The 26,565-nt window shown below is 43.7% G+C and carries 26 protein-coding genes; 4 read left to right on the plus strand and 22 right to left on the minus strand.

The window, feature by feature from the left end; translation table 11 throughout:
• Window positions 1–7 precede the first annotated feature (7 nt).
• On the plus strand, window positions 8–283 hold the full coding sequence (locus L1286_RS19190) for a hypothetical protein (RefSeq protein ID WP_235408638.1): 276 nt from the start codon (window positions 8–10) through the stop codon (window positions 281–283).
• On the opposite strand, the gene dinF is transcribed toward L1286_RS19190, so the two are convergent.
• A complete protein-coding gene (gene dinF, locus L1286_RS19195; protein ID WP_235408688.1) occupies window positions 228–1,496 on the minus strand; it encodes an MATE family efflux transporter DinF in 1,269 nt (422 codons plus the stop codon). The two genes, L1286_RS19190 and dinF, sit on opposite strands and share 56 nt — an antisense overlap.
• A 27-nt stretch (window positions 1,497–1,523) precedes the next feature.
• Here dinF and L1286_RS19200 point away from each other — a divergent pair, with 27 nt between their 5' ends.
• On the plus strand, window positions 1,524–2,570 hold the full coding sequence (locus L1286_RS19200) for a polysaccharide deacetylase family protein (protein ID WP_235408639.1): 1,047 nt from the start codon (window positions 1,524–1,526) through the stop codon (window positions 2,568–2,570).
• Between the two features lie 5 nt (window positions 2,571–2,575).
• Here the strand turns inward: L1286_RS19200 and L1286_RS19205 are convergent, their stop codons facing one another.
• The 13 genes from L1286_RS19205 to L1286_RS19265 all read right to left on the minus strand — a co-directional run bounded on the left by L1286_RS19205 (window position 2,576) and on the right by L1286_RS19265 (window position 15,038).
• Window positions 2,576–3,604 (minus strand): protein-glutamate methylesterase/protein-glutamine glutaminase, encoded by a 1,029-nt coding sequence (locus tag L1286_RS19205; protein WP_235408640.1) that lies wholly within the window; start codon window positions 3,602–3,604, stop codon window positions 2,576–2,578.
• Between the two features lie 11 nt (window positions 3,605–3,615).
• Entirely contained in the window at window positions 3,616–4,239 is a 624-nt protein-coding gene (gene cheD, locus L1286_RS19210; RefSeq protein ID WP_063359162.1) for a chemoreceptor glutamine deamidase CheD, read from the minus strand.
• The gene (locus L1286_RS19215) at window positions 4,236–5,060 is read right to left on the minus strand and encodes a CheR family methyltransferase (RefSeq protein WP_235408641.1); all 825 of its coding nucleotides are present in this window, start codon (window positions 5,058–5,060) and stop codon (window positions 4,236–4,238) included. The genes cheD and L1286_RS19215 overlap by 4 nt, the downstream gene beginning before the upstream one ends.
• 108 nt (window positions 5,061–5,168) lie before the next feature.
• Window positions 5,169–7,898: a methyl-accepting chemotaxis protein gene (locus tag L1286_RS19220; RefSeq protein WP_235408642.1), complete on the minus strand. Its 2,730-nt coding sequence runs from the start codon at window positions 7,896–7,898 to the stop codon at window positions 5,169–5,171.
• Between the two features lie 12 nt (window positions 7,899–7,910).
• Entirely contained in the window at window positions 7,911–8,417 is a 507-nt protein-coding gene (locus tag L1286_RS19225) for a chemotaxis protein CheW (protein ID WP_063373349.1), read from the minus strand.
• Entirely contained in the window at window positions 8,414–10,564 is a 2,151-nt protein-coding gene (locus tag L1286_RS19230) for a chemotaxis protein CheA (protein ID WP_235408643.1), read from the minus strand. Before L1286_RS19230 ends, L1286_RS19225 begins: the two co-directional genes overlap by 4 nt.
• A gap of 19 nt (window positions 10,565–10,583) precedes the next feature.
• On the minus strand, window positions 10,584–10,946 hold the full coding sequence (locus L1286_RS19235; protein WP_039607675.1) for a response regulator: 363 nt from the start codon (window positions 10,944–10,946) through the stop codon (window positions 10,584–10,586).
• A 9-nt stretch (window positions 10,947–10,955) separates the two neighbouring features.
• A complete protein-coding gene (locus tag L1286_RS19240; RefSeq protein WP_235408644.1) occupies window positions 10,956–11,228 on the minus strand; it encodes an STAS domain-containing protein in 273 nt (90 codons plus the stop codon).
• 130 nt (window positions 11,229–11,358) lie between these two features.
• Entirely contained in the window at window positions 11,359–11,946 is a 588-nt protein-coding gene (locus L1286_RS19245; RefSeq protein ID WP_235408645.1) for an SCO family protein, read from the minus strand.
• Window positions 11,947–11,972: 26 nt separating this feature from the next.
• Entirely contained in the window at window positions 11,973–12,878 is a 906-nt protein-coding gene (gene cyoE / locus L1286_RS19250; protein WP_235408646.1) for a heme o synthase, read from the minus strand.
• Window positions 12,875–13,870: a COX15/CtaA family protein gene (locus tag L1286_RS19255; RefSeq protein WP_235408647.1), complete on the minus strand. Its 996-nt coding sequence runs from the start codon at window positions 13,868–13,870 to the stop codon at window positions 12,875–12,877. The genes cyoE and L1286_RS19255 overlap by 4 nt, the downstream gene beginning before the upstream one ends.
• Before the next feature lie 9 nt (window positions 13,871–13,879).
• The gene (locus L1286_RS19260; RefSeq protein WP_235408648.1) at window positions 13,880–14,350 is read right to left on the minus strand and encodes a transmembrane cytochrome oxidase associated protein; all 471 of its coding nucleotides are present in this window, start codon (window positions 14,348–14,350) and stop codon (window positions 13,880–13,882) included.
• Complete coding sequence (locus L1286_RS19265; RefSeq protein WP_235408649.1) at window positions 14,343–15,038, minus strand: SURF1 family protein; 696 nt, start codon at window positions 15,036–15,038, stop codon at window positions 14,343–14,345. The genes L1286_RS19260 and L1286_RS19265 overlap by 8 nt, the downstream gene beginning before the upstream one ends.
• A gap of 45 nt (window positions 15,039–15,083) precedes the next feature.
• Between L1286_RS19265 and L1286_RS19270 the strand changes: the two genes are divergently transcribed.
• A complete protein-coding gene (locus L1286_RS19270; RefSeq protein ID WP_235408650.1) occupies window positions 15,084–15,404 on the plus strand; it encodes a DUF2909 domain-containing protein in 321 nt (106 codons plus the stop codon).
• On the opposite strand, the gene L1286_RS19275 is transcribed toward L1286_RS19270, so the two are convergent.
• The 7 genes from L1286_RS19275 to L1286_RS19305 all read right to left on the minus strand — a co-directional run bounded on the left by L1286_RS19275 (window position 15,292) and on the right by L1286_RS19305 (window position 22,408).
• Complete coding sequence (locus L1286_RS19275; protein ID WP_235408651.1) at window positions 15,292–16,167, minus strand: cytochrome c oxidase subunit 3; 876 nt, start codon at window positions 16,165–16,167, stop codon at window positions 15,292–15,294. The two genes, L1286_RS19270 and L1286_RS19275, sit on opposite strands and share 113 nt — an antisense overlap.
• Window positions 16,160–16,750, minus strand: a complete 591-nt coding sequence (locus L1286_RS19280) for a cytochrome c oxidase assembly protein (RefSeq protein WP_235408689.1) — start codon at window positions 16,748–16,750, stop codon at window positions 16,160–16,162. Before L1286_RS19280 ends, L1286_RS19275 begins: the two co-directional genes overlap by 8 nt.
• Complete coding sequence (gene ctaD, locus L1286_RS19285; protein WP_235408652.1) at window positions 16,747–18,336, minus strand: cytochrome c oxidase subunit I; 1,590 nt, start codon at window positions 18,334–18,336, stop codon at window positions 16,747–16,749. Before ctaD ends, L1286_RS19280 begins: the two co-directional genes overlap by 4 nt.
• Window positions 18,336–19,475, minus strand: coding sequence for a cytochrome c oxidase subunit II (gene coxB / locus L1286_RS19290; protein WP_235408653.1), 1,140 nt, complete (start codon window positions 19,473–19,475; stop codon window positions 18,336–18,338). The genes ctaD and coxB overlap by 1 nt, the downstream gene beginning before the upstream one ends.
• A gap of 537 nt (window positions 19,476–20,012) precedes the next feature.
• Window positions 20,013–20,168, minus strand: a complete 156-nt coding sequence (locus L1286_RS19295; protein ID WP_235408654.1) for a hypothetical protein — start codon at window positions 20,166–20,168, stop codon at window positions 20,013–20,015.
• Window positions 20,169–20,319: 151 nt separating this feature from the next.
• Complete coding sequence (locus L1286_RS19300) at window positions 20,320–21,552, minus strand: serine hydrolase domain-containing protein (RefSeq protein ID WP_235408655.1); 1,233 nt, start codon at window positions 21,550–21,552, stop codon at window positions 20,320–20,322.
• Window positions 21,553–21,562: 10 nt separating this feature from the next.
• Window positions 21,563–22,408, minus strand: coding sequence for an alpha/beta hydrolase (locus L1286_RS19305; RefSeq protein WP_235408656.1), 846 nt, complete (start codon window positions 22,406–22,408; stop codon window positions 21,563–21,565).
• 248 nt (window positions 22,409–22,656) lie between these two features.
• Here L1286_RS19305 and L1286_RS19310 point away from each other — a divergent pair, with 248 nt between their 5' ends.
• Complete coding sequence (locus L1286_RS19310; protein ID WP_235408657.1) at window positions 22,657–24,795, plus strand: winged helix-turn-helix domain-containing protein; 2,139 nt, start codon at window positions 22,657–22,659, stop codon at window positions 24,793–24,795.
• Between the two features lie 81 nt (window positions 24,796–24,876).
• Here L1286_RS19310 and groL read toward each other — a convergent pair whose 3' ends face one another.
• Window positions 24,877–26,526, minus strand: a complete 1,650-nt coding sequence (gene groL, locus L1286_RS19315) for a chaperonin GroEL (protein ID WP_063356331.1) — start codon at window positions 26,524–26,526, stop codon at window positions 24,877–24,879.
• Between the last annotated feature and the right edge of the window lie 39 nt (window positions 26,527–26,565).

Genomic DNA, 26,565 nt, shown 5'->3' on the forward strand with positions numbered 1-26,565 from the left:
CAATCTGATGTTTACGCAATTAATTTACCGCTTGGGGTCTAACCCCAAGCGCAGCCTAAAATTCTTTTTTACTGGTATCGGTATATTTGTCTGTGCAATGGGCTTGTTTGCCTTAGGGCATTACCATGACCCTGCTTGGCAAAAAGCTGGATTGGCGGTATTGTTCCCCGCTTTAGGCATTGCTGGTTATGGCTACGTCGGGATCTTCGCTAATCGCTTTTCGCAGGTTATTTCAGCAAGGCTTGCTGCGCGTCAAGCTTTCGATAACGATAAATCAAAGTAACACCACGTAGTGCCATAAAGCAAGTCATCGCCAACCATAGCGCGTGATTACCAAGATCTTTCATTATTAAAAAGGGCAAGAAGAACCCGCAAAGTGCAGAAAACAGCATGCTATTGCGCATTTCTCTTGCTCTTGTTAAGCCGACGAATACCCCATCAAATAAAAAGCAACTCATAGCAATAATAGGCAGGATCACGAGCCATGGTAAGTAATGAGTTGCGGTTATAATGACGCTTTCAATACTCGTCAGAGACGTGATTATCAGCCGACCAAAAGCAGCAAAGATAACGCAGTACAACAAAGCAAAAATACCACCCCAAAATACGCTTACCCTAACCCAAGCTTTCAACTTGGTGACATCTTGCTCACCTTTCGCTTGTCCCACCTTCGCTTCTGCCGCATAGGCAATGCCATCAAGCGCAAAGCTAACCAGCATCAGAAAATTAAGCAAGACTGCATTGGCCGCTAATGTATTTTCTCCCAATCTAGCGCCGTAAAACGTCATAAAACTAAAGCACAGTTGTAACACCAGTGAGCGGATAAAAATATCTTTATTGAGGGAAAGTAAGTGTGTTATTTGGGGTCGACTGGGCAGTAAAATGGCCAGCTGCCAACCTTTGCGTCGCAGCAGTTTTGCAGTTAACACACAAGCGAGTATCAGCGCACTGTAATCCGCAATCACTGATGCCCATGCCGCACCAGCAACCCCCCACTCGAATCCAATAACAAACACTAAGTCCAACACAATATTGACAAGATTGGTAAAAAGCACCACGTAGAAAGGCCCTCTGCCATATTGCAGCCCCAACATAAACCCAAGTAAAACCAAATTCATCATTGCCGCTGGGGCACTATAAATACGGGTAGAAAAATAGATGTGTGCTTGTGTCATTACTTGTTCAGTCGGATTGGCTAACTGCGCAATTACCTGCAAAAGGAATGGCGACAATGCAACGAGCGTCACAGCAAAAGTCAGCGCAAGCATTAAACTTGCGAACAAGGATTGCAGCGCTCGTGTTTGATTTTGCTCACCATAGGCCTGAGCAATTTCACCTGTTGTACTCATTCGTAAGAAGCTTGCCAACCAGAACAATAACGCGATACTTCCAGAACCTAACGCAATGCCTGCCAGATAATGTGCATGGCTGAGGTGTCCAATCACAGCAGTATCAACTAAACCTAACAGTGGAACCGAAATATTTGATAAAATCATCGGCGCTGCGAGAGTAAGTAGTGGAATATGATAAGGTGTACGCAGGTAATGAAAAAGCTTCATAATTTAGTTCTATTTGTTGGATTAGTCAGCGCATCGGCGCAAAGTGCAACTATACTACAGTATCATCACGTGAGTGAAAAACTTCCCCCCGTAACCAGCGTGAGTGCGGATACTTTCAAATCACATTTAGCCTATCTCAAATCAGAAAATTACCATGTAATTGCACTCGATAAATTCATTGAGCAATTGAGAGCAGGCAAACCGCTTCCAATCAATACCGTCGCTATTACCTTTGACGATGGTTACGATAATAATATTGAAGCCGCAGCGCCTCTATTAGAAGCGTACAATTTTCCATACACCATATTCGTCAATCCTAAACTCATTGATGAAGGACAAAGCTATGTCATGACCTGGGATGAACTCAGGGCATTGTCAAAGCGCGGGGCACTAATCGCCAATCACAGTGCAAAACATGATTATTTGCATCTTCGCTTCAAAGGGGAGACAGACGCACAGTGGAAAAAGAGAATTGCCAATGACCTAATCTGGTCGCAGCAGCGTATTGCCGCTGAAATCGGTCACAACCTGCCCTATATCGCCTATCCATATGGAGAGTTTGATAACTCAGTACAAGCGCTGGTAAAAGAATTAGGGCTGATTGGTATCGGTCAACATTCCGGTGCTGTTGGTGTAACAACTGACTTTACACGCGTGCCCCGTTTCCCAGCTTCTGGGATCTACAGCAACTTAAAAACTTTAAAAGTGAAAATTAAGTCTCTGCCTTTTGAAATAGATAAGCTGAACTACACAAATTCTGTTACCACGGAGCGCAATCCCTCCTTTACTCTGTCATTCAAAGAGATGGATTTTTATCAGAGTCAATTTGCTTGTTTCGTATCGGGTGCAGGCCGCGCAGAGCTAGTTTGGCATGGTAAAAAAGAGGTTCAAGTTACCTCCCCTTCAGCCTTACCAAACGGACGTTCAAGATACAACTGTACTGCACCATCCAAAACGCACAAAGGCCACTTTTACTGGTTTTCACAACCTTGGGTAGTTCAAGCACAATAATCACATCAGCGACTTGCTGACTTCAATAAATTTGCAGCCATGTTGTCTAAAGAGACCACTTTATTGGCGGCATTAAGTTCCACTGCAGCACGAGGCATCCCCCAAACCACGCACGATGCCTCGTCCTGTGCGAACGTGTTTGCGCCCCCGTTTTTTAGTCTCAACAGGCCCTGAGCCCCATCGCTTCCCATTCCTGTAAGTAAAGCTGCATGCACTTGCTTAGCGACTGGTAACAAAGAGTCAAATAGCACATCTACAGCTGGCTTGTGTCGATTCACCTTTTCACCGTCCTTCAGCTGACACACGAGCTTATTGCCTTTTTGCGCAATAAGTAAGTGCTTGTCCCCTGGAGCGATGAAAACCTTTCCTTCACCAAGTACATCGCCATCTTCAGCTTCTTTGACCGAAACAGTACAGCAACGGTCCATACGCTGCGCAAAGGAAGCACTAAAAACAGGAGGAATGTGTTGTGTGATGACCACTGGGGGACTATTGCCGGGTAATTTACTGAGGACCTCTCTCAATGCCTCAGTCCCGCCCGTTGAAGCTCCTATTGCAATGATGTTATTGACTTTATAATTTGTATCTCGACTGGCTGCTTTCTCACTCGTATTTTTATCAGGCCTGAACGCCCTTACTTTTGCACGACTTGCAGTGCGAATCTTTTGATACAAAATATCCGCATACGCTTCCAACTGCTCGGCGACATTAGTCATGGGCTTTGCAATGAAGTCCACTGCGCCAACTTCTAGCGCTTCCAAAGTTTCGGGCGATCCTTTTTGTGTTAACGTTGAAAGCATCACGACAGGCATTGGCCGTAATCGCATTAAGTTCTTCAAAAAACTCAATCCATTCATCTTTGGCATTTCAATATCGAGCGTGAGCACATCTGGTTGTGTCGCTTTGATCATATCTCTCGCTTCGTAAGGATCTTTAGCCGCGCCGACCACTTGAATATCTCCGGCTTGCTCTAATACAGCTTTAAGTACCGCTCTTAAAAGAGGAGAATCATCTACGATGAGTACCTTAATCATAGGTGTTTACTCTAAAATAATTCGATGTCAGTTTGCGCATCTTGCATCTCAATATCATGAAGGTATTTAACTTCACGTTTCTCAATTGTGTCATTGTGCATCTGTCGCAACTTTTTAACTTTTGCGGTGCCTGACTGGGGATGAAAGACAACTTTACGAGGCCAGGGTCCCCCCACATCATGCGACACTAAGTTTAAATTTTCTTCTTCGACATACGCATGCGCAAAGCGGATGTTTCCAACGCCGATGTCTGTCATTGCACTAATAATTTTACCGCCACCAAACAATTTTACTTTGAGGTTATCACGACTCGCCCCATTCTTGAGCACCTCATTGATCAAGTACTCCATGGCCCAGTTGCCATAGCGACAATTAAAATCATCGGAGTGTACATTCGTAATTTCTTTCATATTTTGCGCGCCTGGCAGCATAAAGTGATTCATCCCGCCAATACCTAATTTCTCATCATACACGCAAGCTGCAATACATGAGCCTAATACCGTCGAAATCAGTTCATCATTCTTTGAGACATAAAACTCACCAGGCAAGACCTTGGCGACCACCTTACTGCGCCCAGCATCCCAAAATCGTTTAACATGTTCAAAGCCCCGAATAACCGGTCTAAACTGATTCATGCCGCGTCGATCCTCTTATACATTGTTTTGCCTAAATTCTTAAAATCAGTCCGCTCTTTACTCATCGTTTCAGAGTGACCAATAAAAAGGTGCCCATGCGCTTTGTCGAGTAAGTCGTGATATCCTTTAAACAAGTTGTCTTTTGTCTCTTTATCAAAATAGATCAAAACATTTCTACAGAATATGAGATCGAACGGGCCACGCATCGGCCAAGGCTCCAACAAGTTCAAACGCTTAAAATAGATAAAACTTTTCAGCTTATCTTTAACTCTATATTGACTACCATCACTGCTTTTTAGAAACCACTTACGTAAGTGGCTCTCTTCTAACCCAGTTACCGAGGTACTGTTATATGTACCTTCTGAGGCTTTTTGCAACACATTAGAGTCTAAGTCCGTTGCCAATACCTTGACATCCCAATCACTCGGGAATTCTTCAGCAATGGTCATCGCAATGCTATATGGCTCTTCACCCGTTGAGCACCCAGCGGACCAAATGCGAACGCGCTTTGTCCCTTTGTTGTCAGCCTTAATTTTTGGTAACAAACCTGACTTTAAATATTCAAAGTGATGTGCTTCTCTGAAAAACGAGGTCAAGTTCGTCGTTATCGCGTTGATAAAGTGGCTGAATTCATGATCACCTTGATGATCTAAGTAGTCTAAATAGTCTTCAAAAGATCTCAGCCCATTAGCCCTAATTCGCCTAGCTAACCTTGAGTACACCATCTCTCTTTTATGAGGGCCAAGTACAATGCCACAAGCGTTGTACACTCTGTCAGAAATAGTCTGAAAATCCTTATCAGTGAATGGGAATTCTTTCATACGAGCACACTTATATTTAGTTCACTTTTTAGCTAGGAATTAATGACAAGTACTGCAATGTATTGAGTAGGGAAGCTAGCGTTCCCTACCCAACATTATCCATCGGTTCTAGAATTCTTCCCATTCATCAGAGTCGTCGGCAAAGCGATTCGCCATGCCAGACGTATTTCGACTCATATCTGCGCTGCCATTCGGTGTGGCACTTGGTAACTTGATACTCGCGGTCCCCCCTGATACTGGCTGGGGTTTACTCAACCTCTCAGATGAGATATTAGTCACTTCAGAAAGTCCATTGCCACCGCTAGATTCTCCCACGTTAAAGAAGTTTAATAACCTTCTCATATCATTGGCTTGTTCTGCCATAGATTCACCAGCAGCAGAGGCTTCTTCAACCAAGGCTGCATTTTGCTGCGTCATTTCATCCATTTGAGCAACCGCTTTATTCACCTGCTCTATCCCCGAGCTCTGCTCTTCAGATGCTTCTGCAATATCCGAAATCATCTCTGTCACACGTTTTACTGCTTCGACAATTTCTTTGAGTGTTGCCCCAGACTCGTTTACGAGTAAGGTGCCATCTTCTACTTTGCCTACACTGTCTCGGATCAGATCTTTAATTTCTTTCGCAGCCCCCGCAGAGCGCTGTGCAAGATTTCGTACTTCACCTGCCACAACAGCAAATCCACGCCCTTGCTCTCCCGCTCTTGCTGCTTCTACAGCCGCATTCAATGCGAGTAAGTTAGTCTGGAATGCAATTTCGTCGATCACACTGATAATATCCGCTATTTTCTTACTGGATTCATTGATCTCAGACATACTTGCGACAGCTCGGTTAACCACTTCACCGCCCGCCACGGCCTTCTCACTCGTTTCGGATGCCAGCTCATTGGCGACTTTGGCATTGTCGGCGTTTTGTCTCACCGTACTGGTCATTTCTTCCATGCTAGAGGCTGTTTCCTCAAGTGAAGAAGCTTGCTCTTCAGTCCGTTGACTTAAGTCCGCATTGCCTTGAGAAATTTCTTCTGCGCCACTGGCGACCATAGCTGCAGATGAACTAATGCGGTTTAATACTTCAGTTAACTTATCAGCCGTCGTATTTGCATCCTGTTTGAGTTTATCAAAGGCCCCTTTATAGTTGGAATTGATGCGTTGCGTTAGGTCTCCATTAGCCAAGGCATCAAGCATATTTACGGTGTCTGACACCGCGTCATCAACAATCGATACTAAGCCATTCAAGCCCTGAGCAAGTCTGAGGTAGAAACCCTCTTTGTCATTTTCATTTAGCCTTGCGGATAAATTACCAGCGCGGGCTGATTCCACCAATTCATTCACTTCAAATTCAATGGCGACTTCATCGGTTCTGTCTTCCCATTCAACGACCGTACCTATGCGCTCACCATCCGCCGCTATAATAGGATTGGCCACTAGGCCAAATGTACGTCCTCCTACCTTTATTTCCGTTTTGTAGGTGTCCGTTAAATTCGTCACCATATTGCGCTGATGGGCTGGGTTTTTATGAAACACATCAATGTTTGCACCAATCAGTTTGGCACTGTCAAAGTTAGGTAAATCTTGACGAATATCCCGTTCGGCATTTTTCATCATCGCTGCAACAGACTCATTCATGTATACGATATTAAATTGTGAATCTGCAATCATTGTATTTGTCGCGACATTGTCCAAAGCACGACGTACTCGCAAGTTTTCATTGGCAATTGATTGTGCTTCTCGCTCTTGCGACAATCGCTCCGTTTTATCTTCCCATTCAACAACAGTGCCTATGCGCTGTCCTTCATTATTGTGGACCGGTGTCGCTATTAACCCGAAAGTAAAGCCCGCAACCTGGATATCTGTCTTGTATGTGCCTGTCATACTGTTCAGTAAATTTCTTTGATGGGCAGGGTTTACATGGAAAATATCAATATTCTGGCCTATCAATCCATCCACATTGAAACGTGGTAGCGCCTCTTGAAGTTTGGCTTCATTCTTTCTAAGCATTTGTGTAACTGACTGGTTGGTATACACAATATTAAAATCATCATCCGCCAACATGACATTCGCTTGACACACATCTAACGCACTAGAAATACGTGCATTCTTAGCCGCTTCATCTTTTTGTTTTTTCTCAATCGCCAATTGTTGGGTCAGGTCCCCCCATTCAACAAGCGTTGCAATACGATTATTGTCTTCATCGAACACCGGTGTTGCGATCAAATCAAACGTTAAACCCGAGACGGTGATTTGTGTTTTATAGACGTCTCTTAGGTTTGCTAACAGGTTACGTTGATGACTCGGGTTAGCATGAAACATATCTATATTGGTACCAATGGCAGTCGCGACATTGAAATTAGGTAAATCTTGCCTTAATTGATGCTCGTTTTTTCTAAGCATGCTGGTGACTGAGTCATTCATATAGACTATATTATTGTCGCTGTCTGCAACCATGATATTGGCTTGACAACCTTTCAATGCCAGCAACAAACTTTGTGTATGGTCGTCTTGATGATCTTCCTCTTGTTCAACATCACGTTTTGATAGTGCCCGAAACAGTTGTGGAAAATGAGAAAAGTCAACCTGCCCTAGCTGCTCTTCGTTCCGTGCTTGAATATAAGGCAATGCACTGTACACAGTGGCTAATTGGGTGGTTAAACCAGACAAGCCCTGCTTCATAAATATTAACGCTGCTGCAATCCCAAGCAATGGCACCACAAACGAAAGCATACGCATTTGCTCTGAGTCAGCTTGCCCAAGCTGAGCACCAAGAATGACACTAACAACCAGTATGACCCCTGTAATTAAGATCTTGTTATTAATACTACTTTGGATACTCTGTTCACTCATTTCGACCCCCAATTAGCCCTTGAGTCCACTTTTATCACTCAAATCTAAAACTTTCTCTAGATTTAAAAGCACAACCATTTTTTGCCCTACATTGACCAGACCGTGAACAAAGTACGCATTGTCCGAGTCCTGAAAGTCAGGTACATCTTTCGCCTTTTCCTCTGCAATGCTGTATACATCTGATACGGCGTCCACGACTAGCCCCATTATTTTTTGCTGATCTTTTATCTGCACTGACACAACAATCACAACAGTGAGTGGTCCATATTCAATTGCGTCAATGCCAAACCGCATCCGCAAATCGATGATAGGTACAATCGTCCCTCTTAGATTCATTGCACCGCGCACAAAATTTGGCGAATTTGGGATCGTTGTGACAGGCTCCCAACCTCGAATTTCTTGCACAGCCAAAATATCCATACCGTACTCTTCATCGTGCATCATAAAAGTTAAAAACTGCTTTTCGTCCGACTCTCCATCGAACATCAACTGTTGATTTACGCCCACTTGATCAATCATGCAGGTTCCGCCTCCTCGCCTTTCAAATCAACTAACAGCTCCGTTGAACCAGGTCGGCGTAGTCCACTTAGCTTTATCAAGCCGCTTATATCAATGATCAGAGAAACCGTCCCGTCGCCTAAGATAGTCGCACCAGAGATGCCGTCTACTTTTTGATAGTTCGCCTCAAGACTTTTAATAACAACTTGCTGCTGAGCAAGTAAATCATCCACCAGCAAACCAATTTTGTAATTGTCACTTTCAACAACGACCAACAGCGTTTTATCTAGCTCCTCACGCGCGCCTTGATGGCTGAAAATGTCGTACAACCGCAAAATAGGAATGTACTCTTCTCTTAATCGCAACACTTCCAATCCTTTCCCCACTTTGCTCACTTTCGAGATATCAATTTGTAAGGATTCAACAATTGAAATGAGAGGAATGATGTAAGTATGTTGTGCAACTTGTACTAACTGGCCATCTAAAATCGCTAAAGTGAGTGGTAATCGAATCGTAAATGTAGAGCCAACCCCTTGCTTGGATGTCACTTCCACCGACCCATTTAATGCTTGGATATTACGCCTAACCACATCCATGCCTACACCTCTCCCTGAGATATCGCTGACACTGTCAGCGGTAGAAAAGCCAGGCATAAAAATAAGCTCGTTGATTTCCTCAACACTTAGTTCATCTGATTCTTGAATTAAGCCATTGGATATGGCCTTGCTACGTATTTTCTCAGTATCCAGCCCTTTACCGTCATCCATTATCTCTATGACAATATTTCCGCCTTGATGAAATGCATTCAGGGTGACTGTACCAACTGGATCTTTACCGTTGGCGATGCGCTCTTCTGGGGTTTCTAAGCCATGATCGAGAGAGTTCCTAACTAAGTGCACCATCGGATCGGAAAGCTTTTCCATCACTGTTTTATCAAGCTCTGTTTGCTCACCAACGAGTTTTAACTCAACTTGTTTGTTTAATTTCTGAGATGTATCTCTTACTAGTCGAGGAAACCGACTGAAGACAAAACTTATGGGAAGCATCCTGATACGCATCACATTTTCTTGCAAATCCCGAGTATTATGGGCGAGCTGCGTGAGCCCTTCTTGCAGCGCTGCAATGCTCGATTCTGTTATGTCTTGGTCTCCAATTTGGCTGAGCATCGCCTGAGTAATTACTAACTCACCCACCATATTAATAAGTGAGTCCACTTTATCAATACCTACACGTATGGATGTTGCCCCAGAATCATTGGTTTTCCTGCCATCAGTTTTGGTATTCTTAACGGTTTCAACTTTTTGCTGCACTGTGGCAAGCGTTTGTTGTGCCTGCTCAGTCACTGTATCTTGTTTGACTGTGCTCACACCGCTTTCTGATTCTAAATTTGGCGCTGTAGTTTGCTCTGTTTCTTGCTTGGGCTGAGGGTGTGCAGGTTCGTCGTCAAAGAGTCCGCCGCATGCTTCGATTTTTATTTCAGCGTCATCTTCAACCCACTCGAATATTTCGGCAATGGCTTGTTCTTCGCAGGTAGTCGTCAAGAAAAAACGCCAATGTAAAAAACAATCCTCAGGGTCAAACTCTAAAAAGTCGGGAATGGCGTCGTGAAATGCACTGGTTTCTAACTCACCCAGTTCTGCCAACTCCGAGAACATATAGAGCGGCTCATTTCCCGTTTTAAACAAGTGAGGTTCGGGTTTAAATTCAATCTGATAAGTCGTACTCTGCGACGTCTCAACTTCTGTCTGAGAGGGTTCAGCGCTTTCAGTCGCGCTTTCCTCACCCCCGAGGATCGCTTCAAAGCGGGCCTTTAATTCTTGGGATTCGCTTAAATCTGGCTCATCTTCTGCTTGAAGCGCACTCAATAACCCTCTCACACAGTCGACAGATTTGAGCAGTAAGTTTACATGCTCAGCAGTAAGTACTCTTTGCCCATCACGAATTTGATCAAGTAACGTTTCAAGAACATGAGTAAAATCAGAAACAGATACAAACCCAAACGTCCCACTGCCTCCTTTGATAGAGTGCGCAGCTCTGAAGATGGTATTAATGGTTTCGGAATCTTCTTTACCTGGTTCCAGATTTAAAAGCTCTGCCTCCATGGCATCCAAACCTTCAAAGCTCTCCTCAAAGAACACATCAAAAAACTGACTTAAATCGATACTCATGCCTATACCTCTTGTGGTACTAGCGGATGACTTTTTTCAATACTGCTAACAATTGATCCGGATTGAAGGGTTTCACTATCCAGCCAGTTGCACCAGCCGCTTTTCCTTCACTTTTTTTATCTAGCCCTGACTCGGTTGTTAACATGAGCAAAGGGGTGAATTTATAATTAGGTAAATTCCTTAACTCTCTGATTAATGTGATCCCATCCATCACGGGCATATTTACATCTGAGATCACGGCATCGAATCCTTGCTGCTTCGCAAGATTGAGCGCTTCGCTACCGTCCTTTGCCTCTGTGACATCAAACCCTGCTTTTTTAAGAGTGAAGCCCACCATTTGTCTCATCGAAGCAGAATCATCCACAGCTAAAATCTTTTTCATATTGACCTCTTAAATCTTACTGCTAAAGGATAAAATATCGGTTAAACCTAACTGCTCAACAGATTCAAAAAGAACAGGGCTTTCACCGTGCCAAGTAATCTGTTGATCTGAATTCATCAAACGTTTTTGCAGTGCACACAGCATCTGGATACTTGCCGTATCTACTTTGCTCACATCATGGATGTCGATACAGATGGGCTGCCCCGTTTCCAGCTCGTGAACAAACTGCTGGTGCAGCTCTTCAACTTTATTGATAACTAACTCTGAAGGAAGTTTTATCATGCGCTTGGCACATTCCCTGTAAAAGTTATAGATAAGATTAGATTAGTCGTTGATGATGAAATTGCCAAAAATCTTGGCAAAAGAAATTAAATATTTTGTATTTAGAATAGGATCTTGCGTCACAGACGCATTACTTGCTTTTTTCCAAAATTATTCTAAAGTCTCGCACCATTTTCTCTGCATTGATATTTGGTACTTCACCTTTTTTAAATTCTGGTTTAAAAATCGCTTCTAGCTTACCTTGCGGGTTAATTAATGCGATAGAGGCACTATGATCTACATAGTAATCTGAGCCTCCATCCTCATTGATTGCATATATAAGCCCAATGTCTCGTACAAATGGAAAAAGTACTTTATGTTGCTGCGTGGCGGCAATAAATGTGTCATCAAAGTAAGCAATATAGGCCTGACGCTTTGCACTTGTATCGCGACTGGGATCCACTGATATAAACCACACTTGAGAATCTGCCAATTGCCTGATTTTGGTATTTATATGGGTAAGTTTGGAGAGTGTCATCGGGCAAATATCTGGGCAGCTAGTATACCCAAGAAACAATAAATTCCACCGTCCCAAAAAATGTGCATTTGTCACCGGTTGCTCATACTGATCAGAAAGCGTAAACGCGTTTAGCTGTTTTGGCTCGGGATAATGAACGGTTAACTCAGAAACCGACTCCTCTGGTGAGCAAGCAGAGAGTATGCAGATTAGAATACTCATGACTGTAAACATTAATATTAATCGCATTATAAAACCAGCTTATCGATGAATAATACAATAAAGAGTATCAATAAATACGTTATTGAAAAACGGAAAACGGACATTGCTGTCTCCGAGTTTGATTCAAAATAAAGTGTAATTATTTTTTGAACAAACAGGGCATTTAATATACTCGAAGTAATGAGGTAAACCCAGCCAGACATACCAATCAAAAATGGTAATAAACACACCAATGTTAATAACAGCGAATAGATCAACATACACAATTTGGTAAATTTGACGCCATGAGTGACGGGTAACATGGGAATATTCGCGCGTTCATAATCCTGCCTTCTTGCTATTGCTAACGCCCAGAAGTGCGGTGGTGTCCACGTGAAAATGATCATGACTAACAGCCAGGGCTCAGCGTGAAAAGAACCCGTTTCACTGATCCATCCAAGCAACGGCGGCATCGCTCCCGCCAATCCACCAATCACGATATTTTGTGGCGTCATATGTTTTAAAAAGACGGAATACACGACGGCGTAACCAAACAACGCCCCTACTGTCAGTAATGTGCATAGCCAATTACTAAATATTAGCAACAGCGCAACGCCACTTATGCCAATACAAGCGGCAAAATAATAGGCTTGTTTAGACGTCAATTGCTGCTGCACAAGAGGCCGATGACGAGTACGGGCCATTTGTTGATCTCGATCTTGGTCGACGACGTGATTTATTGCCGCAGCGGCGGCTGAAACCAAACCAATACCTGCCAAGCTGGCAAACTGCAGCACCCACGAGCGGTCCATATCAGGTGCCAACACAACCCCTACCCAGGCTGTCACCATGAGCATTAGTACCACTTTCATTTTGCATATTTTAAGGTAAATATGGATGCTTTTAGGTAACCCCGAAATCGCCCCTCGATATTTTTCTGCCAATAAATTCATAGCATCACCTTTTTCGCACGTCCAAGAAAGTAGCACACCCGAATTAAAGACAGTAATAAAATAGCCGCCATCAAGTTATGAAACAAGGTGAGCAAAATTGGGAAATCAAAGTGTACGATAATTGCACCAATGGCCACTTGCGCTAACACCAGTACCAACACTAGATTCGCCGCTCGACGAATCATTGGCTGGCGCATTTTTACATGCACAGTCGCAGCTAAAGCAATGATCGACAACACGGTTACAACCGCCCATATTCGATGCACCAAATGGATAGACAAACGCGTTTCAAATGGCAATACACCATATTCATAGGTACTCGCGGGTTCGGGAATTTTGAGCAAACTACTCCAAGAAAAAAGTTCTCCATTTGAACAAAGTGGTAAACCTGTGCAATGGGGCGCGGCATAATTGGCAGCAAGCCAGCCTCCAAGCGCAATTTGCACAATTAAAACGACAGCACACGCCAGTCCCGCGTTTAAACAAATTGATGCATTGCCCTCGAAATTAATGGTATGCCTTACAGTCCTAAGATAGATCAGTGTCAACAATGAGAGAATTGTAAATCCCCCCAATAAATGCCCCATTACAACAAACGGCTGCAAATTTAATGTCACCGTCCACATACCCAACAATGCCTGAAAGCAAATCATAACCAGCAAACTGGCCGCAAGTAGCTTCGGTGCTTGTCGTTGATTGGAACGCACGATCACCGCGAAAATAAACAACACCACAACACCGAGCCCGCCGGCAAAGTAACGGTGTATCATTTCAATCCATGCTTTGCGCGGCTCTAATCGACTGCTTGGGAACTCTTGCTGAGCAATCGCAATCTCGTGTAACTCATTTGGCACTGTCAAAAACCCATAGCACCCAGGCCAATCCGGGCAACCAAGTCCCGCGTTACTCAAGCGTGTATAAGCCCCCAGAACCACCACACACATCGCCAATATGCAGGCAAATGTGATTGCGCGATGAAATACTTGCGACATACCCCCTCCTTATTTTGAACGTGCATAATTGAGAAGCTTTTTCATGTCTTTTAATAATCCTTTAAGCACCAACCGGTTTGATTCTGGGTTGGCTTGGTACAGGTATTCCAATACCACTAAACCATGCTTATCAACCAAATAAAAAGCCCCTGGGGCTAACTCGTGTGAACCACTAGACTGCGCAGAGTACGTCTCTTCAAATAGAACAACGGATACTTTTTGACTATGCTTTCCCAACGCCACTTTCAGTTGTTCGGCATTTTCTCGCTGTACTTCACAGGCAGTCTGACACTGAGCGGGTAAGTTAAGTACGATAGTCCACATCTTGTCTTCTGACTTGATCGGCAAGATGACTTCGTTTTCCAAAAATCGCCCGTAATTGGTGGTTGAGGAGGGAGCAAGATCAAACTTCAATACTGCAACGGCTGCCGCGACAGGTAATAAAAAACAGCCAATAAATAGCGCCAATGTTTTATTCATAGTGACTTCTCCCTAGTTTCTTAGACCGACATGCAAAAAAAGCGATCACACCGGCGGAGATACCAATTAACAACCATTGCAATGCGTATGCTCGGTGTTTATCTGGGCTCATGACCACCGCTTGATAATGAGGCTGAACACCATCAAATAAAGCGTGCTTAGCGATCATCAATAAAGGCGATACCTGTTGCCCGGTATCTTGGATAAAAAAAGCGCGATCTAAATACTGTAATACATTGCGGTGATGCGCACTTTGATCCGGTGATTTTGCCAGTGTAAACCCTGCCCAATCACCAACTTTAAACTCGACATCAATCGTGATTTGACCGGAAGGCAAGTCAAATTCTGGTAACTGTTTACGGTCTTGTCCCGCGGCGATAAAACCTAAATTAAGTACATAATGCTCTGAATGGCCCAAGGGCTGAAATAGGACAATCAAATCGTATCCCACTCGATTATCCACAATTTGATTATCCAGCAGCCACGAGTTTGACATATCAATGTAACCTTGTATTTGCACCGATGCGCCCTGTAATTGTTCAGGATCTGAGACTTTTCGCCACCACTGTTCACTGCTACTCGCGGTAATTTGGGCAATTATCCCTTGTTTCTCTTGCGCTCTTTGCCATTGCCAAAAAGCCAGCCGAAAACACACAGAAACCACAATCGTCACTGCCAAAATTGTCATTACTGTACTAGTCTTTTTTTTAAACAGGCTAATGGCAGAACCCTCATGCTAATAAAATGGATTATTACCGCACTACTTTTTGTTATTCTTTATCATTTATTCCGAGCATTGTTTGTCATGTTAAAGGGTCATGAGACTTCAAAAAGTATGTCAAAACAGCTGGGTAAACGTGTGTTCTTTTCTCTTGCTGTTGTCTTATTTATTTCACTGTCTAGTCAATTTGGCTTGATAAAACTCAACCGCTTTGCGTCCGCTACAACACATACACAAACACAAACAAACACAACCACACAACATCAACAAAATGCCAGTACCAAGCAGCAGCTTGAAACGCAAAATGTTGATGAGAATCTAAATGACCTTTAAGGATCCGCAACCAAACGATCAGTAAAATTAAGGCGCCAAGCGTTACATGCATACCGTGAAATCCTGTCAACATAAAAAACGTATTACCATATATCCCGGAGTCTAATTTGAGACCAAGTTCTTGGTATGCATGAATGTATTCTTCTACTTGAAGACCCAAGAAAATAAAGCCCAGTAAAATTGTCACGCCTAAAAACACCGAGAGTTTAGCTCGCTCATCCCGCTCAATCGCAGTATGCGCAAAGTGTAGGGTGACAGAAGAAGTTAGTAGAATGAGGGTATTGATCAGTGGGAGCCCATGCCAAGGCATCGCTTGTGTTACTTCGCCACTGGGCGTCACTAATAACGGCCATACAGCGTCAAAACTCGGCCACAGAACTTCATTCGTCATTAAATTGTTGCTACTGCCACCAAGCCATGGGACTGCAAACATCCGAACATAAAATAATGCGCCAAAAAATGCCGCAAAAAACATTACTTCAGAAAAAATAAACCATCCCATACCCTGTCTGAATGAGCGATCCATTTGCGCTGAATACAAACCACTCATCGACTCATCTATCACGTGCCTAAACCACCCCACAATCATCGCAATGAGTACTAAAATACCGGCAAATAAGACCCAAGCACCGTAGCTCGCATCGCTGTTTAATTGCATGACGGTTAAGCCTGCCCCTACGGCAATAAGAAACATGGCTACAGCGCCGACAATTGGCCACGGACTCTGCTCTGGTACATAATACGTTTGATAGCCCTTATCCATTGTTTTGTCCTCGCAGGTAGGTATGCTCAGCGACACTCAGTAACGGCGTCGAATTGTTTTGTGCTTGTGCGGTGTTGCTTGTAATGTCATACAGCGTATAAGACAAGGTCAGTTCTTGCACATCCGCTGGAAGCTCAGTATCTACATAAAAGCGCAACGTAAACTTCATCGTTTGGTGTGCGTCTAAACTCTGTTGGTCAAAGCAAAAGCACGCTAGTTTGTGTAAGTATTTCGCCGCTTGGCCCGGTGACACTGAAGGGATCGCTTGCATGACGCGCGCTTTATCACTTAAGTTTTGCGCCACAAACTCGACCTCAGACAGTTTTCCTGGCTGCACAGTAACGGAGTATTGCTGCGCTTTCACACTAAATGGCGCACTGCTTTTTGCGTGAGTAGTGAAACTGACATCTACCTTCCTAGATTTGTCTATTTCACTACTTTGCTCTGCCACCACCAAGTCCATTTTGCCATTCAGCCCAGTGATGTCACAAAACACGTCATAAAGAGGCACTAGTGCAAATGCAAAAGCAAACATGCCCAACACGGCTAAAACCAGCTTTTTCAGTAATGGCGTATGCATCAGTCTACCTTTGGTGGCTTAGAGAAAGTGTGGTACGGTGCAGGTGATGCCACCTGCCATTCTAACCCTTCTGCGCCATCCCACACCTTGTCAGGTACTGACTCACCACCACGTATGCATTTGAACACCACCGCTACAAATAACAACTGTGATAACCCAAATACAAAGCCACCGACACTGATAATGGCATTGAAATCTGCAAACTGCAGTGCATAATCCGGGATCCGCCTTGGCATACCTGCCAAACCCACAAAATGCATTGGGAAAAACAGCACGTTTACGCTGACTAACGACATCCAAAAATGCCACTGTGCCAACGTCTCGTTGTACATATTGCCAGTCCATTTAGGCAGCCAATAATATGCGGCCGCCATAATGGAGAACACCGCACCAGTTACCAGTACATAGTGAAAGTGTGCCACAACGAAGTAAGTATCATGGTATTGAAAATCGGCAGGCGTAATCGCTAACATCAAACCTGAAAAGCCACCTAGTGTGAATAGCACAATAAACGCAATTGCAAACATCATGGGGATCTCAAAACTAATCGCACCACGCCACATTGTCGCCACCCAGTTAAACACCTTTACGCCTGTCGGCACCGATATAAGCATGGTTGCATACATGAAGAACAACTCTCCCGCCAATGGCATACCTGTTGTAAACATATGGTGGGCCCACACAACAAATGACAGCAGTGCGATTGAAGACGTTGCATAAACCATCGACGCATAACCAAACAATTTCTTGCGGGAAAAAGTAGGTACGATGGTCGAGATGATGCCAAAAGCAGGCAATATCATGATGTATACTTCGGGATGTCCGAAGAACCAAAAAATATGCTGAAACATCACTGGGTCGCCACCACCTGCCGCATCAAAAAAACTCGTACCAAAGTATTTGTCGGTGAGTACCATGGTTACAGCGCCGGCCAGTACCGGCATAACTGCAATCAATAAAAATGCCGTGATCAACCATGTCCAGACGAATAGAGGCAGCTTCATCCACGTCATCCCCGAAGCACGCATGTTTACGATGGTGACAATGACATTGATCGCCCCCATGATGGAGCTAATCCCCATAATGTGCACGGCGAAAACAAACAGCGCTGTATTGTCATTACTGTAAGTGGTAGACAGCGGTGCATAGAATGTCCAACCAAATGCAGGGCCACCACCTTCCATGAAAAGTGACATTAATAAAATTGCGAAAGCAAATGGTAAAATCCAAAAGCTCCAGTTATTCATTCTAGGTAGTGCCATATCTGGTGCGCCAATCATCATTGGGATCATCCAGTTCGCGAGACCCGTAAAAGCTGGCATCACCGCCCCAAAGACCATAACCAGTCCATGCACTGTCGTCATCTGGTTAAAGAAATGCGGATCAACGAGTTGCATACCTGGCTGAAATAATTCCGCGCGGATCACCATGGCCATGGCCCCACCAGTTAAAAACATCAACAGTGAAAACAGTAAATACAATGACCCAATATCTTTGTGGTTTGTGGTATAGAGCCAACGCTTTAATCCCGAAGGTGCGCCGTGAGTATGTTCGTGCGATGCTTGTTGTTCTTCTGCAGTAATAGACATTACTCTTTCTCCTCAGTCGCATCGATAAAGGCTTGAATTTGTCCTGGTTGAATGACTTCCCCAGTTTCATTTCCCCAACTATTTCTCTTGTAGGTAATCACACCTGCAATCTCGGTCAGTGTCAGCTGCTTACCAAATGCCTGCATCGCAGTCCCAGGTCTACCATTGACGAGAATATCGATGTGCGCTTTGAGTTCTCCATTGACCACAGGACTTCCTTTCATCGCAGGAAACACGCCAGGCAACCCCATACCCGTTGGTTGATGGCATGCCGCACAATACGCCATATACACTCTTTCCCCTTCGGCCATTAACGCTTCTTTAGACAAGGTTGTTGTGGCAGAAGCCGCTTCTGCCGCAGCCGCTTGCTGTTTGGCTTGTTTCGCTTCAGCTAACCAAAGTTCAAACGCCTCTGGGTTACGTGCATCAACAACGATCGGCATAAAGCCATGGTCTTTGCCGCACAGCTCGGCACATTGGCCTCGATACAACCCCTCCTCATTTACGCGGGTCCACGCCTCGTTGATAAAGCCCGGATTCGCATCTTTTTTTACTGCAAAGTCAGGTACCCACCAGGAGTGGATAACGTCATCGGAGGTTAATAAAAATCGAACTTTACGGTCGGTTGGGATGACCAGCGGTTTGTCTACTTCCAGCAAGTAATGCTCTTGTTTTGTTTCTTGATTATTAATTTGCTCTCTGGGCGTAGAGAGCACAGAAAAAAAGTCAACGTCATGCCCCATGTACTCGTAATGCCATTTCCATTGCGAGCCCGTCACCTTGATTGTGAGATCTGATTTACTGGTGTCTTCCATCGCGATGAGGGTTTTTGTCGCCGGAATGGCCATCACCACTAAAATGAGAAACGGCACCGCAGTCCAAAATATCTCAACTTTAGTACTTTCGTGAAACTGAGCAGGCTCCGCACCTTTGGATTTACGATGGTGTATCAAGGCCCAAAACATCACAGAAAAAACAATGATCCCAATGACGCAACAAATCAAAAAGATGGTCATATGAAGCTCGTAAACCTCATGACTCACATCAGTCACACCCTGACGTAGGTTATAGTCACTAGACAGTGCACGAGTGCTAAAAAGCCATAACAAAACAAAAGCCTGTAATTTATAAAGATTCATGTGGCGTCTCCGCTTTCCTGTCGAGATAAGCTCAAAGGATTTTTATTATTGGGTGACTGTCAAAAGGCATAATTTATTGCCAATACCGCACGACTCCCTTAACAACTAGTCAATAAATAAACAGCTTGCAAGTTTTATTACTGTGAATATCCAGTTTTATTTAGGTTAACTATTCTCAACAAAAACTCAGGTACAGATACGAGAATAAGATGCATTGCTAATAATACAGTGTCCCTCTTTTTTTAAATTAAAACGTCATAAAAAAATATAGCTAAAAATTTCAGTTACTTTAATTTAAAAACGCTTTTTAATCTCTGTTGAAAAAGGAACAACCACGGTGAGGCTAACGACGGTTAAGGATAAGTTGTGAGTTAACAATTTAAATAAAATGTTCTTTACCTAGTTGAGGTATAAACGTGAAAGAAGATTAACATTCGTGACAAACTTTAATCTCAATGACTGTGAAGCATAAATCGAACAAAGCAGCCTGTGTGGCTGCTTCATGAAAGTGCATTTACTTAGTTTTAAATAACTTAATTACGCACAGGGTAATGTGTTGTCGTGCTGTGTAATGCAGTGGCTTGCCGTCCTGTGATGCCCTGCTCCGCCAATGTTTGGCGTTACATCCAAAGAAAGAGACTTTTTACTTTGATTTAGGTTTTTAAGCGGTGTTTTTTTAATTTTAATGTTCATAAATATTCCTTTTTATTTCCGTAGTTGGAAATATCAAACTAGCCTTGCGAATAATTTAAGTCAATGAAAAATAATAATTTATAAATTATTTAATTCTCTACATCAGGCTTATTTTTAAAATAGGCATTATTAATTATAAAAATTAGAGTCGCTAATTTATTGTCACATCCGCAAAGATAGGAAGGATATTTTCAGACACTAACTTCATTGTTTCATCATTACGTTCATGTGCCGTTGTCACGACAATTAAATCCAAATCATCAACGAGAACAATATATTGACCACCGCCCCCTTGCGCAGATCGCGTACTATAATATTGCCTGCCCACCTTCATATCAGCTTGCCACCAATAGTAGCCGTAACCCGCATTGAGAACAGTCTCGCCAGTAAAAAAGATATCGGCATCTTTGTGCTCAATGATTTTATGAGTAGAGCGCGTCATAAAAACTTCTGGGATAAGTTGTGTGCCTTGCCATTTACCACCATTAGAAGCCAGTAACCCAATCTTCAACATATCGCGAGACAATAATTGCGACCCATACGGTCCCATCGGCAAGCCGCTTACATCATCTCGCCAGTTAAAGTTGTTAATTCCCAATTTCTTTAATAGCTCATTCTCAATAAAGTTTCGTGCGCCACCTGGCACAACGGCATTTAACACTTGCATCACTAAAATGGGATCTTCACTTTGATAATGAAAGACTTGTTGTTGTGCAGTAATCGGCGCTGTTGCTTCAAAAAATGCTTGTACTTGATTTTGGCCTTTCATTTTACTTTGACTGTTTTGTAGCACTTCTTTTTGTTGCGCATTGATCCTTAGCCCTGAACGCATCGTCATTGCTTGATGAAGCGTAATGGTTGTCACCCCTTCGACAAACTTCTCGGGGTCTAACTCTGCCAAAAAGCTCACTATCGGCTTATTTAAATCGGCCATACTTAGATACCCCAACTGAATCGCTCTGCCTACCGCCAAACTGAGATACGCCTTGGTTGTCGATGCCTGCCAATGAGGAAGGTCCGCGCGCCCACGTCGAAAATATGATTCAAAAACCAACTTACCGTGCTGTGCAATCAACACACTGTCATAGCGACCAAACTGTGGTGTTGAAAGTGCCTTTGCCAGCGTGATGATCTTAGTTCTACGCGCGCCATTTTTATCCAACTCCCCCACCATAATCCCGTCTTCTTTCTTTTGTGGAGAGAGATCAACAAACGGTTCAATTAAATCCGGTAGTTTCCTAAAGGGCAACTCAGTTTCAGCCTGAGATGCGCGTGGAGCAAGCGCTAAATCGGGAGCCGGTATTGCTGCTGCCTGTGCAATAGCAAAGAAACAGCTCATTACGATCATCGCCTTTTTCACGGTGCTGTTAATACACTCAAACATGGTTGCCTCCTTAATGCACTGTACTCTGGTGTTGTGATAACCAAGCTACACCGCGTGCCGCCGTCATAGGCACGGCTTGAGAATGATCCCCCCTCATGACTTCATGTGTCAGTGACATGTTGCTCTGGCTACTGGATTTAAGCTTGGTAAGTAAGGTGTCTACGTGCTGACTTAACCGTCCCTCTTTATCGCCATACGAAATAAATACATTGGCGCTGATGTTGTTTTTTTTATCCAAAAGCATGCTCAAATAATCGACACTGCCACCAATAGAAGGACTGCCCAAAATGTAATACTTGAAAGTGTCTGGGTGTGCGAGCAATGCATACAGGCCAAACTGGCCTCCGAGCGAATAACCAAAATAAGCGCGTTGCGCTGGTCTTGTGCGATAACGCTTCTCCACCAAGTTAAATACATCTTGGCGGATAAAGGCCAAATGTTCGTTCGCTTTGCCAAATTGATACTTTGCTTGACGTTTTAAATCTTTAGATGATGTCACGGTATAGTCACGAAAACGGCTAAGATGGGCCCCTGACGCACTCAGCATCTGTTCATCCATGTCTTTTTGCCAAGATATCCCAACTAAAATGACCTCATCCATCAAAAATGTGGTGGCAGCCGATAACAGATCAATCTGCCATACCGCATCAGTGTAATAGATCACAGGAAAGTGCTGTTTGGGTTTGTCGGCATATCCCTCTGGCAGTTTTATTAACAGTTCATATTGCCCACCATTCACAGAGTTTTTTATCGGTACGACCTCCGTCCTAGGCATCGAATAGGCGTCGAATACTTTTGCTTGTAACTTTAAAAATGGCAAACATGCCATGACTACAATCACGATATATTTCTTCATTGCAATTCCTCAGTTAATACACACGAAATTATGTATGCTGTTCAATAATCTCTGAGCTAAATTAACGATGACCCCATCACCTTGCATGACGTTAAACTGATGTTTAAGTGATTTATGCCAAACCAACAAAAAAGCATAATAATCAACAAATTATAAATGTGATTTTGTTAAAGAGCAGTTTGTGTTACTCTCATTTTGCGGATTTAGAATACATTTATTGATTAGTTTCAGATTGAGTAAGAAGGACTATGACGCAACAATACTGGGTTGGTGATTTTTTTGTTGATATTTCTCGCAACCAAATCACATACCAAGAGCACACCCAAATACTCGCCCCAAAAGCCATTGCTGTACTGACCACATTAGCGCAACACCAAGGTCATGTTGTGAGCCAGGATACCCTCCTAGATACGGTTTGGGCGAACACGGTTGTTTCACCAAATACCTTACAGCGTAGTATTGCTCAATTACGAAAAGCATTGGGAGATGATGGCAAGGTCCAAGTCATCATAAAAACCCATGCAAAACAGGGGTACAGCTTAGAAAGCACGGTCAAATGGCAACATAAAGACAATACCCAGACGTCACAACCAACGGCTGAAGCTCTCAATCAATCCTCCCCATCAACCCCTGGGGTTTCCCAAGTAAATCATCCAACCGTGCTCAAACGTGCCGCTCTAATCCTTGGCAGTGCCGCATTGCTCTCATTGGCGCTCTTTTCTATACCCGAACGGGCGCCCACAAAGTTAGAGATTGCCAAGCTCAATGCGCTAACCGCGACTGATCACAGAGAAAATGCGGGGGTATATTCTCCTGATGGCAAATATGTGGTATTTCACCGTTATGAGGAACGGCTCTGTATCAATAATATTTGGGCTAAAAGCACAACAACACAGGAAGAATTTCAGCTCACACAACAGCTCAATTCCCATGGTTCTCACACTTTCTCGGAAGATGGCAGTACACTTTACTTCATTCAGGAACAAGACTGTCGACAACCCATAACACAAAAGCAATGCTATAAGTTGATGGGCTTGGATTTTGCCAAGTCATTGCATAGTGCACAGTTACCCTCAACGCTCATGGAGTGTAAAAACACCCGAATTAATACACCGATTTGGATGCAAGGTAATCAAATCGCGCTTCTACAACAAAGCGAACAACGCTGGAAACTCATCAGCTATGCGATTGATGAGCAACAAAGCCGCGATATATTTTCCCCAGCGCAGGGCAGCGTTATTGATTACGATTACTCCCTCACTGATGATTTAATTGCCCTCACTCATGTGGACGGCGATGGCACCTATAATTTAACGATGTTAAAACCAGATGGCACCGTCATATCACAAAACCGTATCAAGCGTCCGCCTGAAATCGCAAAACACCGCTTTATTTATCCTAACTTTTCACCATTTAAAGAAAAGCTGATGTTTAGCACTGGACGACAATTATTTACCCTCTCATACGCGGGGGATATCTCAACTATTGACTTACCAATCGATGTACCAATGGGCGCGCCAAGGTTTCATCCAGATGGTTCTCGATTACTGGTGATCAAAGGGTTTTACGACAGAGACATGGCAAGCTTTTCTCTATCTGAAATGGCAGCTCATTATGAAAACCCACTCCGAGATAAACATCGCCAGTTACATACCATAGAGTCACGGTCAATCACATCAGAGGGCGGGGCAACCTTTCAACCCAATGGCCATTTATTGGCGTTTTATACTTTTCGTTCAGGTATTCAGCAAGTGTGGATAAAGGAGAACAGCAAAGTCAGGCAACTCTCTAATTTCCCTCTTGATTCATATTTATATGGGATGCATTGGGCTAGGGATGGACAGAGCTTATTGGTCAATGTATCAAAGGAATTACAACGCCTTTCTCTTACGGGCGATATTCAAACCTTTGCATTTAATTACCCAATAGAACAGCTATTTTATTGGGATAGCCTTAATCACACTGCCTTGGCGAATATACGTATTAACGGCATAACTAAATTTGCCGAACTCAACCTGGCGCAATTAAGCCATAAAGTTTTAACAAATAGTCCGGTAAACTGGGCTCAAAAAGACAGTAAAGGCGGACTCATCTATACCGATGGGCTGGATAGATTTTGGCGCTCTGGTTCATTAGAAGATACGCTAATAGATGCTCTCAATGAGCAAGGCAGTAACTTGCGATTTATCATTGATAACGACATTATTTACGGCGTCAATGAGCAATTTCAGTTGTGGCGTTATGAACTTGAAACCCAGCAATTTAAACTCATCGGTGACATGCCTAGAAACCTCGATTACTTAAGTGATGTGCATAACGACACCGCGTTTATTTCACTGCGGATCGAAGCCAAAAAAGAACTTGCTGAACTCGTATTAAAGCAATAGCGGTCGGTAAAATACCCGCCCGCAAGATCAAAAAAGCCCAAGCATTTGCTCGGGCTTTTTCAGTATAAACGAAAGCGCTGATTACATCATGCCGCCCATGCCGCCCATACCACCCATGCCGCCCATGTCTGGTGCCGCAGCAGGCTCATCCTTTGGAATTTCAGCAACCATTGCTTCTGTTGTGATCATTAGGCCAGCAACAGATGCTGCAAACTGTAGTGCAGAACGTGTTACTTTCGTTGGGTCAAGGATACCCATTTCAATCATGTCGTCGTACTGGCCGTTTGCCGCGTTGTAACCGTAGTTACCTTCACCAGCTTTAACCGCGTTAACAACCACTGATGCTTCATCACCTGCATTTGAAACGATTTGACGAAGTGGCGCTTCCATCGCACGTAGTGCAACTTTAACACCGTGGTTTTGGTCTTCGTTGTCACCTTCAAGACCTGCGATCTTGCTAGCAACACGAACGAGTGCAACACCACCACCTGGGACCACACCTTCTTCAACCGCTGCGCGAGTTGCATGTAATGCATCTTCAACGCGGTCTTTCTTCTCTTTCATTTCAACTTCAGTGGCTGCGCCAACTTTGATAACTGCAACACCGCCAGCCAATTTTGCCATGCGCTCTTGTAGTTTTTCTTTGTCGTAATCTGAAGTCGCTTCTTCGATTTGTGCTTTGATTTGTGAAACGCGACCGTCGATAGCAGCTTGCTCACCAACACCATCGATGATTGTTGTGTCGTCTTTAGTGATAACAACGCGCTTAGCAGTACCAAGGTCTTCTAGTGTTGCTTTTTCAAGCTCTAGGCCGATTTCTTCAGAAATCACAGTACCACCCGTTAGGATAGCGATATCTTGTAGCATTGCCTTACGACGGTCACCGAAACCAGGTGCTTTAACAGCAGCTACTTTTACGATACCACGCATGTTGTTTACAACTAGCGTTGCCAATGCTTCACCTTCAAGGTCTTCGGCAATGATAAGTAGTGGCTTGCTTGTCTTAGCAACACCTTCTAGTGTAGGAAGTAGTTCACGGATGTTAGATACTTTCTTGTCTACCAGCAGAATATGTGGGTTGTCTAGCTCAACTTGGCCTTTTTCAGCGTTGTTGATGAAGTATGGAGATAGGTAACCGCGGTCAAACTGCATACCTTCTACAACGTCTAGTTCATTCTCTAGAGATTGACCTTCTTCAACTGTGATAACGCCAGATTCACGACCTACTTTTTCCATCGCTTCTGCAATGATGTCACCAATTTCTTTATCTGAGTTTGCAGAGATAGTACCTACCTGTGCAATTGCCTTGGTGTCAGCACAAGGTGCAGAAAGCGCTTTTAGTTCTTCAACCGCTGCAACGACTGCTTTGTCGATACCGCGCTTAAGATCCATTGGATTCATGCCTGCAGCAACAGACTTAAGGCCTTCGTTTACGATTGATTGTGCAAGTACCGTTGCCGTTGTTGTACCGTCACCCGCTGCATCGTTTGCTTTTGATGCAACTTCTTTCACCATCTGTGCGCCCATGTTCTCGAACTTGTCTTCAAGTTCGATCTCTTTCGCTACAGATACACCATCTTTAGTAATTGTTGGTGCGCCGAATGACTTATCAAGTACAACGTTACGACCTTTAGGACCCAGTGTTACTTTTACTGCGTCAGCTAATACATTAACGCCCTGAAGCATTTTAGTGCGAGCGTCACCTGCAAAACGAACTTCTTTTGCTGCCATGTTTTTATTCCTCTAAATTCTTTTCGTTAAAAGCTACTT

The organism is Pseudoalteromonas sp. SMS1 (assembly GCF_021530565.1).
Taxonomy (GTDB): domain Bacteria; phylum Pseudomonadota; class Gammaproteobacteria; order Enterobacterales; family Alteromonadaceae; genus Pseudoalteromonas.